Genomic DNA, 18,588 nt, shown 5'->3' with positions numbered 1-18,588 from the left:
CAGAAGAGAGAAATGGGGAATGGCCGAACTATCACAGTGCGGCTTCAGTGGCGCGCAACAAAGCGTCCGCGCTGACGGGCGCACCGGTGGCGTGGCGCATCCATTCGTCCGGGGTGACGGAGCCGAAGGTGGCCATGCGCTCGAACTCCGCGCCCAGCGGGCCATGCTGCTTCAGGTGCTCCTCAATCTGGAAGGCGATGAGGTGCCCGAGCGGGTAGTCCGGCAGATACAGCGGGTAGCTGATCATGTGGCTGTAGATGCCCAGCACCGGGCTGTCCTTCCGCCCCAGCACCGGCGCGTAGTAGCGGTTCCACACGTCGCGCGACAGGCCGGCCACCGCGTCGCGCAGTTGCGCGGGCGTGGCGTCCGGATGTTCGTACATCCAGTGCCACGTGGCCATGTCCACCAGCGCCACGCCGGCGATCTCCCACGCCTGCCAGAAGTCGTTGAGCACCCGCTCGCGCTCGCTGGCCGCGTCCGGCTGGCCCAGCCCAAGCAACTCCAGGTCGCGCGCCTGGAAGACGAAGGCCAGCGCCTCCGTGAAGGCGTTGTTGGGGACGCCAGACAGGAGCGTGTGGTCCACCTGGTACAGGCTGAAGACCTGCTCCACGTTGTGCCCCAGCTCGTGCACCGCGATGTTGTAGCCCTTGTAGTCCATGCCCCCCTTCTCCACGCGCGTGCGCAGTCGGGGGAAGTCGCCCCGGCGCAGCGCCTGCTGGGCATGGCCCGCGCCTCGGGACGCGTCCACGCGGATGTATGACGCGAGCACGTCCGCCTTCTCTCGCGTGAAGCCCAGCCCCTGGAGGATGCGCGGGATGTCGCGCGCGAAGGCGTCCGCCGTGGGGTAGCGCTTGCGCGTCAGTGCGTCCAGCTGCGCCTCCGGCACCTTCGAGCCCGGACGGAAGCCGGGGTACCACAGGTCCTGCGGCTCCAGCGGGCGGCCCAGGCGCGTCTCAATCAGCTTCGCCACTCGCGGCACCAGCGGTGACTCCAGCAGCTGGGTGAGCAGCGCGTGCACGCGCTCCTCCGGCAGGCCCCGGTCCAGTTCGAAGGCGCGGGCGATGCGCGTGGGCGCCACCGGCGAGTACGGATCCACCTTCCGCGATGCATTGAACGTGGCGAGCAGCCGCGCGTAGCGCACGTCCGGTTCCGGCGCGGCATCCGCCTTCACTGCGCGCTGGGGCGCGTTCTCCTCCACCGACTCCGGCGGAGCCACCGTGACCTTGTTGGTGAACGGATCCCAGTCCACGCGCGGGTTGTCGATGACGGCGGCGGGGATGGTCTGCGTGACGATGCGCTCCATCACCTGGACGATCATCCGCTGCTTCGCCAGACCCTGCGGATCCGTGTAGTCCGCCTTCAGCTCGTCGCGCAGGTTCCAGTGGCTGATGAGGCGCAGCCCCTGGGGGAAGAGCCGCTGGCCCTTCGCGTCCACCAGGTGGTGCATCCAGACGTTGTACTCGGCGATGTAGAGGTTCGCGTCCGCGATGGCCTGCGACACCTTCTGCTCCACCGCCGCGGGCACTCGCCGGTTGAAGCGCGAGGCGAGCTTCGCCTCCGCCCACTGGCGCCGCGTCCACGACGGGCCCTCCTTCACGCGCTCGGCCAGCGTGGTGAGCGGGAAGTTGAGCAGCGCGACGAAGCCCGGCTTCGCCTGGAACAGGTCCGACGTGACGTTGGAGGAAGGGTCATACGCCGCGAGCAGCGGCTCCACCGGCAACAGCGGCCCCAGGTCCAGGTCCGTGAACCACTGGAGCTCGCGGCCCAGCTCGTTCATGTGGCCGTCGAACTGTTCGAACAACCCTTCGAAGCGCGTGAACGTCGCGTCCAGCTGGGGGCCCGTGGGCAGTAACTGCTCGCGCGCGAAGGCCGCCAGGTCCCCATCCTCCGGGCGCCACAGCGCGGCCACCTGATCCACGCCCCGCTCGATGCGGGCGCGCTGCGCCTCGCCGTGCTGCTTCACCAGCTCCTGCTTGAGCGCGGCCAGCGACGCCTTCGACACCGGCGCCGACGCGGTGGTGGTGGCCGGCGGCGTGGGGGCCGTGGAGGTGGAGGACGTGGCGCACCCGAGGGCGGCGACGAGGGGGAGGATGCGCAGGCGGAACGTGGGGGCGGACATGCGGGCTCCGGAAAATACAGAAGGCCCGACCCGGTGAGAGTCGGACCTTCTTGGGTGAATCAGGAAACGGTCAGGCTCAGGCGGCGGCGCGGACGTTCTGCGCCTGCAGGCCCTTGGGGCCCTTGGTGACTTCGAACTCCACCTTCTGGCCCTCGGCCAGGGTGCGGAAGCCGTCCATGTTGATGGCGGTGTGGTGGCAGAACACGTCTTCGCCCCCGCCGTCCTGCGTGATGAAGCCGAAGCCCTTCGCGTCGTTGAACCACTTCACGGTACCAGTCGCCATTTGCTGTTCTTCTTTCATCGCGGACAGGAAGAGTCGCCGTCCGGTCCTACAGAGTTCGACCCTACAAGACGGGCGCTAGCCTAAGCGCCCGTCCCAGGCGAAGTCCACTCCCTGGAAACATCACCAGGCAAACGTCACCACCCGCACTTCTGGCCCTTGTTCTGCTCCTGGAGCCAACGACGCAGCGGGGCGAAGTACTCCAGCATCGGCGTGGCATCCATCTGGCGGGTGCCCGTCATGGCGGACAACGCATCCGGCCACGGCTTGCTCGCGCCCAGCTCCAGCATGGCCTGCAGGCGCGCGCCCGCGGCCTTGTTGCCGTAGATGGAGCACTCGTTGAGGGGGCCCTTGATGCCGGCCGCCTCGCACAGCGCCTTGTGGAACTGGAACTGGAGGATCCGCGCGAGGAAGTAGCGCGTGTACGGCACGTTGGCGGGCACGTGGTACTTGGCGCCCGCGTCGAAGTCCTGCTCCGTGCGGGCCACCGGCGCGGCGATGCCCTGGTACTTCGTGCGCATCGCCCACCAGCTCTTGTTGTAGTCCGCCGGCTTCACCTTCCCGCTGAACACGTCCCAGCGCCACTGATCCACCAGCAGGCCGAAGGGCAGGAAGGCCACCTTCTCCAGCGCGTCCTTCAGCTGGAGGTTGATGACGTTCTTGTCGTTCTTCTCCACCGCGTTGAGCAGACCCGCCTGCTGGAGGTAGGCCGGGGTGATGGAGAGCGTGAGCGCGTCGCCAATGGCCTCGTGGAAGCCGTCATTGGCGCCGGCCTGAAAGAGGACGGGGAGCTTGTAGTAGTACGTGTAGTAGTAGTCGTGGCCCAGCTCGTGGTGGATGGTGACCAGGTCCTCCTCGGTGGGCTTGATGCACATCTTGATGCGCAGGTCGTTGTCGTACGTCACGTCCCAGGCGGACGCGTGGCAGACGACGTCGCGGTCCTTCGGCTTGGTGAACTGCGAGCGCTCCCAGAAGGTCTGCGGCAGCGGCTTGAGGCCCAGCGAGGTGAAGAACTTCTCACCCAGCTTGACCATCTTCTCCGCGTCGTAGCCCTGCTTCACCAGGGCGCTGTCCACGTCCAGGCTGGCCTGACCGGGGAACGGCTCCACCAGCGGGTAGATGTTGTTCCACTCCTGCGCCCACATGTTGCCCAGCAGGTGCGCGGGGATGGGCTTGCCGGCGGGCACCGCGGCCTCGCCGTACTGCTTCGCGAGCCGGCCGCGCACGTAGCAGTGCAGCTCGTCGTACATGGGCTTGACCTGGCCCCAGAGCCGCTGCGCCTCCTTCTCGAACTCCGCGGGGGTCATGTCGTAGGACGACCGCCACAGCGTGCCCAGGTCGTTGAACCCGATGTCCTTCGCGCCCGCGTTGGAGAGGTTCACCATCTGCGTGTAGAGCGGGCGCATGGGGCGGCTGATGGCGTGCCAGCCGGTCCACGCATCCAGCAGCGCGTCCGCGTTGCGGCTCTCCGCCATGACGTCGGACAGCTCCTCCAGGTCACGGCACTTCCCCTTGCCGTCCTTGCCGCAGTACTTGCCCTTGCCGTAGAGGCCCTCCAGCTTCGCGGCGGTGGAGGCCAGCTCCGAGCGCTGCGTGGCGTTGGCCGGGGCGGGCAGCGTCTGGGACACGCGCAGCAGGTGCAGCATGCGCGCGGTGTCCGCGTCCAGCTTCAGCCCGTCGAAGCGGCGCGAGTCCTTGATGGCGTTGTTGACGTAGGCCATCACCTCTTCGTTGACGGAGGCGGCGTTCCGCTCCGTGTCGTCAGTGATGTACGTGCTCTTGATCCACTCGGCGGTGGCCTGCCGGGTCCAGAGCTGCTTCAGGTCCGCGTTGAGCTTTTCGGCGAACTGCTTCGCCTCCGCGGGCGTGGCCTTCGCGGCCGGAGCGGGCGTGGCCTTCGCGGCCGGAGCAGGCGTCGTCTGCGCGCTGGCGGCGGGCGCCGCGAGCGACAGGGCGGCCAGGGCCGCGCGCATCAAGGACTGGGGAGTGCGGGTCATGGGCGCGGACACTATGGGAAGTGCCCTGCCCTCGCACCCGCGAAGTCAGGCCGTCCGCGAGCGCTGACATCGCGGGTGGATGCCGCGCCCGGTCATCACGTACGCGCCGCATGACTGGACCCGGGGGGCCGTCCGGAGGGCAACCAGCCACGACGGGCGCGCCCTGCCGTGCCGCTACAGGCAGTGACAGCTTTGATTCATGCTTCTGGGACACACGAAAGACGCGCACTGGCCGGCGCCAGAGGCGGCGATGGACCAGGCGCGCGAGTTCCTGGAAGCGTGCCGGGACAAGCATGTGCTCGTGGCCCCGCACACGGATGTAGATGGGCTTACCTCCGGAGTGCTGATGCTCCGCGCGCTTCAGTCCCTGGGCGCCCGGCCGACAGCGCGCCTGCCTGGCAAGGGAGAGGACGTCCACCATCCGGGATTCCTGGAGCGGCTGGGAGCCTCCTCCACGGAGGCGCTGGTGGTGCTGGACATGGGCAGCCGCGCGGAGCCGCTGCTTCCCGGGGTGCCCACACTGGTGGTGGACCATCACGCGTCGGAGGCGTTTCCACCCGGCGCGCAGGTGCTCACCGCCTACGGCCATGCGCCCGTGGCGAACACGAGCCTGCTCACGTACGTGCTCACGTCGTCGTTCGTCGTGCCCGGCCCGCTGGAGTGGCTGGCGGTGCTGGGGACGGTGGCGGACCTGGGCGTGGACGCGCCGATGCCATTCCTCAAGGACGCGCTGCGGCGGGCGAAGCGTTCGTCCATCACGGAGGCGGTGGCGCTGCTCAACGCGGCCCGGCGATCCAGCCGGATCGCGGCGCCGCTGGCGATGCAGGTGCTCTTGCGCGCGGGCAACGCGACGGACATCTCGGAGGGGCGCGTCCCCGGCGTGGATGCGCTGCGCGACTGCCGCCTGGAGGTGCAACGCGAGGTGGCCCGGTGCGCGAAGACGCCGCCGCGCTTCGCGGGCAACCTGGCGCTCCTGCTCTTCAGCTCCGAGGCGCAGGTGCACCCGCTGGTGGCCATGCGCTGGGTACATCTGTTGCCGGACCACATCGTCGTCGCCGCGAACACGGGCTACCTGCCCGGCCGCGTGAACTTCGTGCTGCGAAGCCGCGCGCCGGTGGACCTGCTCGCGCTGCTGCGAGGCCTGGACCTGCCGCCGATGGGAGGCTCGTTCGCGCACGGCCATTCGCGGGCCACCGGAGGCAGCCTGCCACCGGCGGACTTCCTGCGCCTGATGGATGCCTTGGGCTTCCGCGGGCTGAGCGACCGGGACGTGGAGCGGCGTGGTGTGGCACCGGGCTGAGGCGCTTCGTGCCGTTGCGATATGACGGCGTGAATGCCTCGCGCCCTCTCCGCCCTCCTCTTCTCGCTGTGCCTCGCCTGCGGTTCAACGAACGATGATCCGCCCAACCCCGGTGGCGAAGCCTGCGAACGATATTCGTTCCCGCTGTCCGACACGTCGCCGGCCAATCACGTGAGTTCGTGCAGCAGCACGGGGTGCGGCAACGGTGAGAACCCGCCCAACTCCGGCCTGCACTGCCCCACGTGGCTGTCGTGCCGCAGCTTCGACACAGAACAGCCGCGCTGTTCGTGGATCCACAACCTGGAGCACGGCCACGCGGTGTTCCTCTACAACTGCCCGGAGGGCTGCCCTGACGAGGTCGCGAAGCTGGAGGCCGCGCAGGCACAGGCCGCAGTGGGCAGCAACGGCGTGCGCCGCGCGCTCGTCGCGCCGGACTCACAACTGCCCAAGCGTTTCGCCGCGCTGCTGTGGCGCCGCACGTACCTGATGGACTCCGTGGATCCAGACGCGCTCACGTGTCTGCTCGCGCTTCAGGATGTGGACGCCAATGAACCCGGATTGGTCTGCCCTCCGTGAAATGACAGTGATCACGGAATAAATGGCAGACACAAGTGAGAGCACCGCGTCAGGGTGTCACGTGTCGCCAATTTTTTGCGTGCACTGCCTCAGGGTCTCTTAATCCGAGACACGCGCCGCCCCTGTTTGACCCGCCTGCGTTCCCCCGGGCGGTCCTGAGTTCACCACCCCCTTTGTCGGGGGTGGCGCGTCGACATGACCGACACCGTCGACGCCCCCGTCTCCCCCCGGGGTCTGGCTCTTCGGAACATCGCTGAGGCCTTCGAGGCCCAGGCCGTGCTCCGTCCCCAGGCCATCGCCGTCCGCTGTGATGGACAGCAGCTCACCTACGCGGAGCTGGATGCGCGGGCAAACCGGCTCGCGGGCTGGTTGAAGTCACAAGGCGTGGGCCGCGAACGGCCGCAGGTGGGCGTGTGCTTGCCACGTTCAGCGGACCTCGTCGTCACGCTGGTCGGCATCCTCAAGGCGGGCGGTGCCTACGTCCCGCTGGATCCGGAGTACCCCTCGGAGCGGCTGGCCTTCATGGCCACGGACTCGCGCGTGCGGATCATCGTCACGCATTCCGGGATGGAGTCGCACCTGCCTTCGGGCGACTGGCACACGCTCCGCCTAGACACGGACGCGGATGCGTTGGCGGACTTCAGCGACGGGCCCATCGCGCGCGACATCGTGGAGGACGACCTGGCCTACGTCGTCTTCACGTCCGGATCCACGGGCCGTCCCAAGGGCGTGTGCGTGCCCCACCGGGGCGTGCTGCGGATGGTGATCAACCCGGACTACGTGCACCTGGGCCCGGATGAGGTGCTGTTGCAGTTGTCGCCAGTGGCCTTCGACGCGTCCACCTTCGAGCTCTGGGGCGCGCTGCTCAACGGAGGACGCCTGGCGGTGTTCTCGCCCGGGGCCTCCGCGCTGGACGAGCTGGGGGACTTCCTGCGCGCGGAGCGCGTGACGACGGCGTTCCTCACCACCGGCCTGTTCAACACGCTGGTGGACCGGGGCCTGCCGGGCACGGAGACGCTGCGTCAGCTCTACACGGGGGGTGAGGTGATGTCGCTGCCCCATGCGCGCCGGGCGCTGGAGGCCCTGCCGCGCACGCGCATCTTCAACTGCTACGGCCCCACGGAGAACACGACGTTCACGAGCTGCCAGCTTCTGTGCGCGCCGCTCGGCTCCGAGCCCGCGCCCATTGGCCATGCCATCTCCGGCACACGGATGTACGTGCTGGACCCGGAGGGCCGTGAGCTGCCCACGGGCGCCGTGGGTGAGCTGTACACGGGAGGCAGCGGCGTCGCGTGGGGCTACTGGGAGCGACCGGACCTCACCGCCGAACGATTCCTGCCGGATCCCTTCAGCACTGAACCCGGCGCGCGCATGTACCGCACGGGGGACCTCGTGCGGCGGCTCGAGGACGGCGCGGTGGACTTCGTCGGACGCGGCGACCAACAGGTCAAGGTGCGGGGCTTCCGCATCGAGCCCGGAGAAATCGAAGCGGCGCTGCGCCTGCACGCCTCCGTGCAGGAGGCCGTGGTGATGGTGCGCGAGGACGCGCCGGGAGACCGGCGGCTCGTGGCGTACGTGACGGCTTCCGAGCCGCTGACGGCGCAGGTGCTGCGGTCCCACCTGAAGGGCCACCTGCCCGCGCACATGGTGCCTTCGGCCATCGTCGTCCTGGACGCGATGCCGCTCGCGACCAACGGAAAGGTGGAGCGCAAGGCCCTGCCGGATCCACGCGATTGCCCCGGGGCCGGAGAGGACTTCGTCGCGCCGGAGACCGCGCTGGAACAGACCGTCGCCCGCGTCTGGGCGGACGTGCTGCGCGTGGACACGGTCAGCGCCACGGCGAACTTCTTCGAATTGGGTGGGCAATCCCTCCTCGCCACGCAGGCCATTGGCCGGCTGTGCGACGTACTCCAGCGTCCCGTCACGCTCCGCTCGCTGTTCGCCCATCCCGTCCTCCGGGACTTCGCCGCCACGCTGGAGGCGGCAGCGCCGGTGCCGGAGCACGCCGAAGCCGCCATCACGCCATGCACGGGTGCCGCGCGGGAACAGCTGTCGTTCGCGCAGCAGCGGCTGTGGTTCCTCGACCAGTGGATGCCGGGCTCCGCGCTGTATTCGCTGCCGTTCGCGTTCCGATTGGACGGACCGCTGGACACGGTCGCGTTGGAGCAGGCGATCCAGGCCGTGGTGGACCGGCATGAATCCCTGCGCACCACCTTCCCGGGTGAAGGCGCCGCCCTCCAGCACGTCACCGCGCACCTGCCCGTGACGCTGGAGCGCGCGGAGACCGGTTCGGAGGAAGCGACGCTCGCGTGCATGCAGCGAGAAGCGGAACGACCGTTCGATCTGGCCCGAGGCCCGTTGTTCCGTGCGTTGCTCATCCGTGAAGCGGAGCGGCGGCACGTGCTGGTGCTCAACCTGCACCACATCGTCTCCGACGGCTGGTCCTTCGGCATGCTGTATCAGGAACTGTCCGCGGCGTACCGAGCTCGGGACCTGGAGCCCCTGCCCCTCCAGTATCCCGACTACGCGGCGTGGCAGCGCCAATGGCTCCAGGGCGATGTGCTCCAGCGGGAGCTGGGCTTCTGGGAGCGTCAGCTCGCGGACGTGCCCCATGTGCTGGAGCTGCCGACCGACCGGCCGCGCCCCGCGGTGCAGGGGTTCGCGGGCGACATCCATCGCTTCACGGTGCCTGTCCGGCTCCACCGTGCACTGGAGACGCTGGCCCGCCGTGAGGGAGCCACGTTGTTCATGGCCCTGCTCACCGGGTTCCAGGTGTTGCTGTCGCGCTACAGCGGGCAGCGGGACTTCGTGGTGGGCACGCCCATCGCGAACCGCACGCGGAAGGAGCTGGAGGGGCTCATCGGCTTCTTCGTCAACACGCTGCCCATCCGTGCCCGCTTCGAGGGTGAGCCTTCGTTCCTCCAGGTCCTCGCGCAGGTGCGTGACCGCGCGTTGGGGGCGTATGCCCATCAACAGCTGCCCTTCGAGAAGCTGGTCGAAGCGCTCCAGGTCGAACGCGAGGCGAGTCGGACGCCCCTCATCCAGGTGCTGTTCGCGCTCCAGAACGCGCCCACGTCGCGGCTCGAATTCCCGGACGTCACCGTCACCCCGCTGACGCTGGACACGCGCACGTCGAAGTTCGATCTGTTCCTCGCGCTGGAGGAGTCCGGCGACGGGCTCGTCGGCACGCTCGAGTACGCCACTGCGCTGTTCGATGCGGCCACCATCGAGCGGCTGACGGAGCACTACCTCCAGGTGCTGCATTGCTTCGTCGAAGCGCCGGACCGTGCAACCGGGGATGCCGTCTTCATGACGGAGCTGGAGCAGCGGCGGGTTCTCCACGACTGGAACGCGTCGGCACGCCCCTACCCTTCGGAGCTGTCCATCGTGGACGCCTTCGCGCTCCAGGTCGCGCGGCGGCCCGACGCTGTCGCCGTGAGCCACGGGGCCGTGACGCTCACGTACGCGGAGCTGGACGCGCGCGCGGAGCAACTGGCCCGGCGGCTGCGGACGCTCGGGGTGGGACGGCGCACGCCACAGGTGGGCGTGTGCCTGCTACGCTCCATCGACCTCATCGTATCGCTCCTGGCCATCCTCAAGGCAGGCGGCGCCTACGTCCCGCTGGATCCGGAGCATCCTTCCGAACGGCTCGCCTTCATGGCCACCGATGCTCGGCTGGTCGCCATCGTCACACACGAGGCGCTGGCGTCCGGACTGCCTCCCGGTTCGTGGGCGCCCGTGTGCCTGGATGTTCCCTGGGATGCCGCGGAAGCACCGGCGGCCGAGGCCGTGATGCCGGTGGATCTGGCGCACATCATCTACACGTCCGGCTCCACGGGCCGGCCCAAGGGCGTGTGCATCCCGCATCAGGGCGTGGTGCGGCTGGTGCTCAATCCGGACTACGTGCGGGTGGGGCCCGGCGACCGGATGGCGCAGTCCACGACCATCGCGTTCGACTTGTCCACGCTGGAAGTCTGGGGCGCGCTGCTCAACGGGGCCACGCTGGTCCTGTTCACCCGGGACGAGATCATCGACCCGGACGTCCTGGCACGCAGGCTCCAGGAGGAACGCGTCACGCACATGGTGCTGGCCACGGCGTTGTTCAACCACGTGGCCCGCTCGCGGCCCGAGGCCTTCCGCCACCTGTCCTGGATGATCTTCGGCGGCGAGGCGGCGGACGTCGCCAGCGTCAACGCGGTGCTCTCACACGGCGGACCCACGGCGTTGATCAACGGGTACGGCCCCACGGAGAACACGTCCTTCAGCACCTGGCACCGCGTGCCGCACGCGGGCGTCGAATCCGTGCCCATCGGGGGGCCGCTCGCCAACAGCACGGCGTATGTGCTCGATGCCCGGCTCCAGCTGGTTCCTCCCGGTGTCGTGGGCGAGCTGTTCGTGGGCGGCGACGGACTGGCGCTCGGGTACTGGGCGCGGTCCGACCTCACCGCGGAGAAGTTCATCCCCCATCCGTTCAGCGACACGCCCGGCGCGCGGCTCTACCGCACCGGAGACCTGGTCCGTCAGCGGGTGGATGGCGTCCTGGAGTACGTGGGCCGCCGCGACCATCAGGTGAAGCTGCGCGGCTTCCGCATCGAATTGGGCGAAGTGGAAGCGGCCCTGCGACAGCACCCCGCCGCGCGGGAGGCGCTCGTGCTGCTGCGCGAGGACACGCCGGGCGACCGCCGGCTCGTGGCCTACGTCGCGGCCACGGACGTCACGGACGCGGTGTTCCGTGAGTTCCTCCAGGCACGGCTCCCGGGCCACATGGTGCCTGGCGCGTTCGTGGTGATGGAGTCGTTGCCCCTCACGCCCAACGGGAAGATCGACCGGCGCGCACTGCCTGTCCCCGGAGCGTCAGCGACCGAGGACTTCATCGCGCCTCGGACCCCGCTCGAAGCACGGATCGCCAGCATCTGGTCCGCCGTGCTGGGCGGGCGCGAAGTGGGCGTGAACTCGCACTTCTTCGACCTGGGCGGGCACTCGCTGCTGGCCACGCAGGTGGTGTCCCGTGTGCGGGAGGCGCTGGGCGTGCCGCTCTCCGTGCGCGCGCTCTTTGAATCCCCGCGTCTGGAGGCGTTCGTCCGGATCGTGGAAGGCCTGCTCGCGCAAGGACACCGGGAGGACTCGCACATCCCCGTGGCGCCTCGCGGTTCCGAACCGCTTCCACTGTCCTTCGCGCAGGAGCGGCTTTGGTTCCTGGGGCAACTGCACGATGTGCCCGGCGTCTACAACATGCCCATGGCCCTGCGCCTGGACGGCCCATTGGACGTCGAGGTGCTGCGCGCCAGCCTGGAAGCGCTCGTGCTGCGACACGAGTCCCTTCGCACCACGTTCCCGGAGGGCGACCGCCCCACGCAACACATCGCCGAGGTGCCGGTCCTGACGCTGGAGGTCCAGCGGCTCGACGCGCCGGGACCGGAGGACTCGCGGGTCCAGGCTCGTCTGCGGCAGGAGGCGGACCAGACCTTCGACCTCGCGCGGGGACCTCTGTTCCGGGTGCTCCTGCTCCAGTTCGAAGGCACGTGCTCGGTGCTGGTGCTCAACCTGCATCACATCGTGTCCGATGGCTGGTCGTTGGGCGTGCTCTACCGCGAGCTGTCCGACGAGTACCGCGCGCGTCTCCAGGGCCAGTCGCCACGACGGTCACCGCTGCCCGTGCAGTACGCGGACTACGCGGCATGGCAGCGCCAGTGGCTCCAGGGTGACGTGCTCCAGGGACAGCTCGATTTCTGGAAGCAGCAGCTCGCGGACGCGCCGCATGTCCTGGATCTGCCCGTGGACCGTCCGCGCCCCGCGGTGCAGCGCTTCGACGGCGCCTCATTCCGTTTCACGCTGCCCTCCACGCTTCGTCAGTCGCTGGAGGCCCTGGCCCGCGAGGAAGGGGCCACGCTGTACATGACGCTGCTGGCGGGCTTCCAGTTGCTGCTGTCGCGCTACAGCGGACAGCGGGACTTCATCATCGGCACCCCCATCGCCAACCGCACGCGAGAGGAACTGGAGGGCCTCATCGGCTTCTTCGTCAACACGCTGCCGTTGCGGGCCCATCTGCGCGACGGCGCGTCGTTCCGTGAAGTGCTGGGTCAGGTGCGGGCTCGGGCCCTGGGGGCGTATGCGCATCAGGAATTGCCGTTCGAAAAGCTCGTCGAGGACCTGCACGTCGAACGCTCCTTGAGCCACGGGCCGCTGGTGCAGGTGATGTTCGCGCTGCAGAACGCCCCTGGCACGTTGCCCCAGCTCCCGGGCCTCCAGGTCCAGGCGTTGGAGCTGTCGCTTCAGACGTCCAAGTTCGACCTCAGCCTGATGCTGGAGGAGACCGGCGACGGACTCTCGGGCGTCCTCGAATACGCGAGCGCGCTGTTCGAGCCCCGCACCATCGAGCGGATGGCGGGGCACTTCCACCGCCTGCTCGAAGGGGTGCTGCATCAGCCCGACGAGGCCATCCATGCCCTGCCCTGGCTGTCCGAAGCCGAGCGGCAGCAGGTTCTTGTCGCCTGGAACGACACCGCACGGCCCTACCCGCGCGACGCCTCGCTCGTGCGTGCATTCCACGCGCAGGTGGCCGCGCGCCCGGATGCCATCGCCGTGCGTCACGGTTCGGCTGCGCTCACCTACTCGGAGCTGGACGCTCGCGCCAATCAGATCGCGTGGGCGCTCAAGGCCCAGGGCGTCGGACGGGATGCGCCGCGTGTCGGCGTGTGCCTGCCGCGCTCCATCGACCTCGTCGTGTCGCTGGTCGCCATCCTCAAGGCGGGGGGCGCCTACGTACCGTTGGATCCGGACTACCCGGCGGACCGCCTGGCCTTCATGGCCACGGATGCGCGGCTCGTCGCGGTCGTCACCGAATCAGCGCTCGCGGGTCAGGTCCCCGAAGGGCCGTGGACAGTCCTGCGGCTGGATGCGCTCCCGGTGGGGCTGGCACGCCATGCGCCTCCCGATGCGTGCACGGGGGATGACCTGGCCCACATCATCTACACGTCCGGCTCCACGGGCCGGCCCAAGGGCGTGTGCATTCCGCACCGGGGCGTTGCCCGTCTGGTCCTCGATCCGGACTTCATCCAGCTGCGTCCCGAGGATCGCGTGGCCCAGACGTCCACGGTCGCCTTCGATGCCTCGACGTTCGAGCTGTGGAGCGCACTGCTCAACGGCGCGACGCTGGTCCTCCTGTCGAAGGAAGAGGTCATCGAGCCCACGGTGCTCGCAAGGCGGGTCCACGAAGAAGGCATCACGGTCCTGTTCCTGACCACGGCGCTCCTCCATCACGTCGCGCGCACGGACCCGTCGCTGCTGAAGGGCCTGCGATGGCTCCTCTTCGGTGGCGAAGCCGCGGACCCGGCCTGCATCCGCGCCATCCTCTCCCACAGCGCCCCAGAGCACATCGTTCACGCCTACGGGCCCACGGAGAACTCCGCGTACAGCACGTGGTTCGCTCCCACGCACGTCGAACCCGATGCGGTGACGGTGCCCATCGGGCGCCCGGTCTCCAACAGCACGGCCTACGTGCTGGACGCGCACCTGCACCCGGTAGCGCCGGGCATCGTGGGCGAACTGTTCGTCGGTGGTGACGGCCTCGCGTGGGGCTATTGGGAGCGGGCTGATCTCACCGCCACCGCCTTCATCCCCCACCCCTTCGCCTCCGTGCCCGGTGCCCGGCTCTACAGCACCGGAGACCTCGTGCGGCAACGCCATGACGGCGCGTTCGACTTCGTGGGACGCCGAGACCACCAGGTCAAGGTGCGCGGCTTCCGCATCGAGCCCGGTGAAATCGAAGCCGTCCTGCGCCAGCACCCTGCCGCGCGCGAAGCGCTGGTGCTCGTGCGTGAGGACTCGCCCGGTGACAAGCGATTGGTCGCCTACGTCACCTTCCGCGACGCGGTGACGGCCAGCGACCTGCGCGCGCATGTCCAGGCTTCGCTCCCCAGTCACATGGTCCCCTCCGCGTTCGTGCTGCTGGACGCGCTGCCCATGACGCCCAATGGGAAGGTGGACCGCCGCGCACTTCCAGTGCCAGACAGCGAGGCGCCGGCGACGGCAGTCACACGGGCCCTGACTGCCCTGGAACAGACGTTGAGCACCATCTGGTGCGCGGTGCTCCAACGCACGCACGTTCCCATCAATGCGAACTTCTTCGACCTGGGTGGGCACTCGCTGCTGGCCACGCAGATCGTCTCCCGGACTTCACAGGCGCTGGGCATTCCCGTCCCCGTGCGGACCCTCTTCGAGTTCCCGACCATCGAAGGCATGGCACGCGCGCTGGAAGGCCGCACGCAGGACCCGTCCCAGTCCGGCCCCGCGCTCCGGACCTGGCAGCGCGAGGGACCGCCGCCCCTGTCGTTCGCGCAGGAGCGGCTCTGGTTCCTCAACCAGTTCCACTCGGACCGGGCCGCGTACAACATGCCCATGGTGCTGCGGCTGGAAGGCACGCTGCACGTGGACGCGATGGTGCATGCGCTCCAGATGCTGGTGGACCGGCACGAATCCCTGCGCACGGTGTTCCCGGGTGAAGGTGTCCCCGTGCAGCAAATCCTGCCCCGGATGCCCATGTCCCTTCGCCGGGTCGAAGCATCCTCCAGCGCTGAGACGGAAGATCTGCTGCGCGAGGACGCAGAGACACCCTTCGACCTTGCGGAGGGTCCGCTGTTCCGCGCCCTCCTGGTGCGCGAGGACGCTGAACACCATGTGCTGCTGCTCAACCTGCATCACATCGTGTCCGATGGTTGGTCGATGGGTGTTCTCTACCGCGAGCTGTCCGCCGAATACGAAGCACAGCACGCGGGCCGGGCCTCGGACCTGACGGCCCTGCCCGTGCAGTACGCGGACTACGCGGCGTGGCAGCGCCAGTGGCTCCAGGGTGAGGTGCTCCAGCGGCAGCTCGACTTCTGGAAGCAGCAGTTGGCGGACGCGCCGCACGTCCTGGAGCTGCCCACCGACCATCCCCGTCCGGCCGTGCAGCAGTTCGCGGGCTCCACTCACGAGTTCACCCTCCCGCGAACCGTGCTCGACGCACTGACGGGCCTGGGCCGCCAGGAAGGAGCCACTCTGTTCATGACGTTGATGGCGGGCTTCCAGTTGCTGCTGTCGCGCTACAGCGGGCAGAGGGATTTCATCGTCGGCACCCCCATCGCCAACCGCACCCGCGAGGAGGTGGAAGGCCTCATCGGGTTCTTCGTCAACACGCTGCCGCTGCGCGCCCACCTGCGCGACGGTGATTCCTTCCGCGAAGTGGTGCGGCAGGTGCGGGACCGGGCGCTGGGCGCGTACGCGCATCAGGAATTGCCGTTCGAAAAGCTCGTGGAGGAACTGCACGTCGAACGCGCCCTGAGTCACGGACCGCTGGTACAGGTGATGTTCACCTTGCAGAACGCGCCCGGGACGCCGCCCCAGCTCCCGGGCCTCCAGGTCCAGGCGCTGGAGTTCCAGACCCCGACCTCCAAGTTCGACCTCACCCTGGCCCTGACCGAAACCCCGGAAGGCCTCAGCGGCACGTTCGAGTACGCGACCTCGCTGTTCGAGCCCCGCACCCTCGAACGGATGGCGGACCACTTCCGTCGCATCCTTGAGGGCGCGCTGCACCAGCCCGATGCGGCCATCCATGACCTGCCGTGGCTCTCCGCGGCGGAGCGCCAGCAGGTCCTCACGGCGTGGAACGACACGGGCCGGCCCTATCCGAGGGACAGCTCCCTGGTGCAGGCCTTCGAAGCCCAGGTGGCCACGCGCCCGGAGGCCATCGCTGTGCGCCACGGGGCCCAGGCGCTCACCTACGCGGAACTTGACGCCCGAGCCAATCAGCTCGCGTGGACACTCAAGGCGCAGGGCATCGGGCCGGATGCGCCCCGCGTGGGCGTGTGCCTGCCGCGATCCATCGACCTCATCGTGGCGCTGGTCGCAGTGCTCAAGGCGGGTGGCGCCTACGTGCCGTTGGATCCGGACTACCCGGTGGATCGACTGGCCCTCATGATCTCCGATGCGAAGGTGCATCGGATCATCACGGGCACGGCATCCTCGATCCGGTTCACTTCAGACAGCGTGGGACCCATCCGCATCGATGCGTTGGAGGCCCCCGCACAGTCCGGTTCGCCCTACGACGCGACGCGCTTCCATCCCCTTGAGCCCGCGTACGTCATCTACACATCCGGTTCCACGGGCCGGCCCAAGGGCGTCTGCGTTCCGCATCAGGCCGTGATGCGGCTGGTGATGGATCCGGACTACATCCCCTTCGGTCCGGACGACCGCGTGGCCCAGGCCGCGACGGTGTCCTTCGACGCCTCGACCTTCGAGGTGTGGGGCGCGCTGCTCAACGGCGCGACGCTCGTCCTGTTCTCCAAGGAAGACATCATCGATCCCGCCACGCTGGCCCGGGGCCTGCGGGACGAGCGCATCACCGCACTGTTCCTCACCACGGCCCTCTTCAACCACGTTGCCCGGATGGAGCCCACGGCCTTCAACGGCCTGTCCACGCTCCTCTTCGGTGGCGAGGCCTCGGACCCAGCTTGCGTGAACCGGCTGCGCGAACACGGTGGGCCTCGCAGGCTGGTGCACGTCTACGGCCCCACGGAGAACACCACGTTCAGCACGTGGCATCTCGTCACGGAGTCCGTCACGGGCACGGTGCCCATTGGAAAGCCCCTCTCCAACAGCACGGCCTACGTGCTGGACGCGCACCTGCATCCGGTGGCACCGGGCATCATCGGTGAGCTGTTCGTCGGCGGTGACGGCCTCGCCTGGGGCTACTGGGAGCGGCCCGACCTCACCGCCACTGCCTTCGTGCCCCACCCCTTCGCCTCTACTCCAGGAGCCCGGCTCTACCGCACCGGAGACCTCGTCCGTCAGAGCCACGACGGTGCGCTCGACTTCGTGGGACGCCGCGACCACCAGGTCAAGGTGCGTGGCTTCCGCATTGAACCCGGTGAGATCGAAGCCGTCCTGCGCCAGCACCCGGCCGTGCGCGAAGTGTTGGTGCTCGTGCGCGAGGATTCGCCCGGTGACAAGCGGCTGGTCGCCTACGTCACGTTCCGCGACACGGTGACGGCCAGCGACCTGCGTTCTCACGTCCAGGCTTCGCTCCCCAGCCACATGGTCCCTTCTGCGTTCGTGCTGATGGACGCTCTGCCGCTCAACGCGAACGGCAAGGTGGACCGCCGCGCCCTGCCCCGTCCTTCCGACACCACGGACACGGAGGAGGCCGGCGTGATGCCTCGCACGCCGCTGGAACAACAGATCGCGGACATCTGGGCGGAGGTCCTGGGTCGCACGGTCATCAGCGTCACCGCGAGCTTCTTCGACCTGGGCGGTCACTCGCTGCTCGCGGCGCAGCTCGTGTCCAAGCTGTCGGAGCACTTCCCGTTCAAGGTCCCGCTCCAGGTCCTCTTCCAGAGTCCGACGGTCGCGGCGATGGCCCAGTGGATCCAGGCGAAGCTCACGCCGGATGCACCAGTGGCCGAAGCAGGCCCCGCGCTCCCGGAAGGCATCGTGCAGCTCCAGCAGGGACGCTCGGACCTTCCGCCGCTGTGGTGCATGCATCCGGTGGGCGGCACGGTGTTCTGCTACCAGGACCTCGTGCGGGCGCTCGGCCCCGACCGCACGGTGTACGGCTTCCAGGCCCCCGGCGTGAATGGCGAGTGCCCGCCACTGAGCAGCATCGAGGCGCTCGCGTCACATCACTTGAACTTGATGCTCCAGTGGCAGCCCCAGGGGCCCTACTACCTCGTGGGCCTCTCCATGGGCGGCACCATCGTCTACGAGATGGCCCAGCGCATGCTCCAACTGGGCGTTCCTCCGGAGTTGCTCGTCTTCCTCGACACGCCCGGCCCGGGTCAGATGCCGACGCAGTTCGAGGACGACGCCGCGCTGCTCGCGGCCATGTTCGGCGATGACACACCGACGCTTGCCCAGCGTCTGCGCGCGATGCCTCCGCACGAGCAGATGAAGGAGGTGCTGCGCCAGGCACGCGAAGGCGCGACCGTGCCGGACTCGTATTCGCTGCGCGACCTGGAGATCTTCCTGGACGTGTGGAAGGCCCACATGCGCGCGCTCTTCAGCTACGCGCCCGTGCCGTACGAGGGTGCGGCCACATACCTGAAGGCCCAGGTCCACGTGCCGCCCCACCCGCTGCACCCGGAACAGCCGTGGCAGGTGCTCGTGCGGCACGGGCTGGAGGTGCTGCCCGTGCCCGGTAATCACCAGACGATGATCGAGCCGCCGCACGTCGAGACCCTGGCGCGGCATCTGACCGCGTGCCTGCGACGCATCGAGGACGCCGTGGTCCGGAGCTCGGTCGCGTAGCGGCGCGGGTAGCAAAGGCACACTGGGGGCACATGAC

Annotated in this window: 6 protein-coding genes; 3 read left to right on the top strand and 3 right to left on the bottom strand. The window is 68.8% G+C overall.

What is annotated here, in order from left to right:
* Window positions 1–31: 31 nt before the first annotated feature.
* From D7Y04_RS15265 to D7Y04_RS15255, 3 genes are all read right to left on the bottom strand, one after another.
* Complete coding sequence (locus tag D7Y04_RS15265) at window positions 32–2,119, bottom strand: hypothetical protein (protein ID WP_121759780.1); 2,088 nt, start codon at window positions 2,117–2,119, stop codon at window positions 32–34.
* Between the two features lie 76 nt (window positions 2,120–2,195).
* Window positions 2,196–2,402 (bottom strand): cold-shock protein, encoded by a 207-nt coding sequence (locus tag D7Y04_RS15260; RefSeq protein WP_120575411.1) that lies wholly within the window; start codon window positions 2,400–2,402, stop codon window positions 2,196–2,198.
* A gap of 134 nt (window positions 2,403–2,536) precedes the next feature.
* The gene (locus tag D7Y04_RS15255) at window positions 2,537–4,396 is read right to left on the bottom strand and encodes a M2 family metallopeptidase (RefSeq protein ID WP_120597483.1); all 1,860 of its coding nucleotides are present in this window, start codon (window positions 4,394–4,396) and stop codon (window positions 2,537–2,539) included.
* Window positions 4,397–4,595: 199 nt separating this feature from the next.
* Here D7Y04_RS15255 and D7Y04_RS15250 point away from each other — a divergent pair, with 199 nt between their 5' ends.
* From D7Y04_RS15250 to D7Y04_RS15240, 3 genes are all read left to right on the top strand, one after another.
* Window positions 4,596–5,696, top strand: coding sequence for a DHH family phosphoesterase (locus tag D7Y04_RS15250; RefSeq protein ID WP_120597482.1), 1,101 nt, complete (start codon window positions 4,596–4,598; stop codon window positions 5,694–5,696).
* Window positions 5,697–5,729: 33 nt separating this feature from the next.
* Window positions 5,730–6,272 (top strand): DUF3105 domain-containing protein, encoded by a 543-nt coding sequence (locus tag D7Y04_RS15245; RefSeq protein ID WP_233601427.1) that lies wholly within the window; start codon window positions 5,730–5,732, stop codon window positions 6,270–6,272.
* Between the two features lie 195 nt (window positions 6,273–6,467).
* Window positions 6,468–18,551, top strand: coding sequence for a non-ribosomal peptide synthetase (locus D7Y04_RS15240; protein ID WP_121759779.1), 12,084 nt, complete (start codon window positions 6,468–6,470; stop codon window positions 18,549–18,551).
* The last annotated feature ends 37 nt before the right edge of the window (window positions 18,552–18,588 follow it).

The organism is Corallococcus sp. AB038B (assembly GCF_003668955.1).
Lineage (GTDB): Bacteria > Myxococcota > Myxococcia > Myxococcales > Myxococcaceae > Corallococcus > Corallococcus exiguus.
Note: the sequence above shows the minus strand (reverse complement) of the source record. Positions and strands in the feature narration are given on the sequence as shown.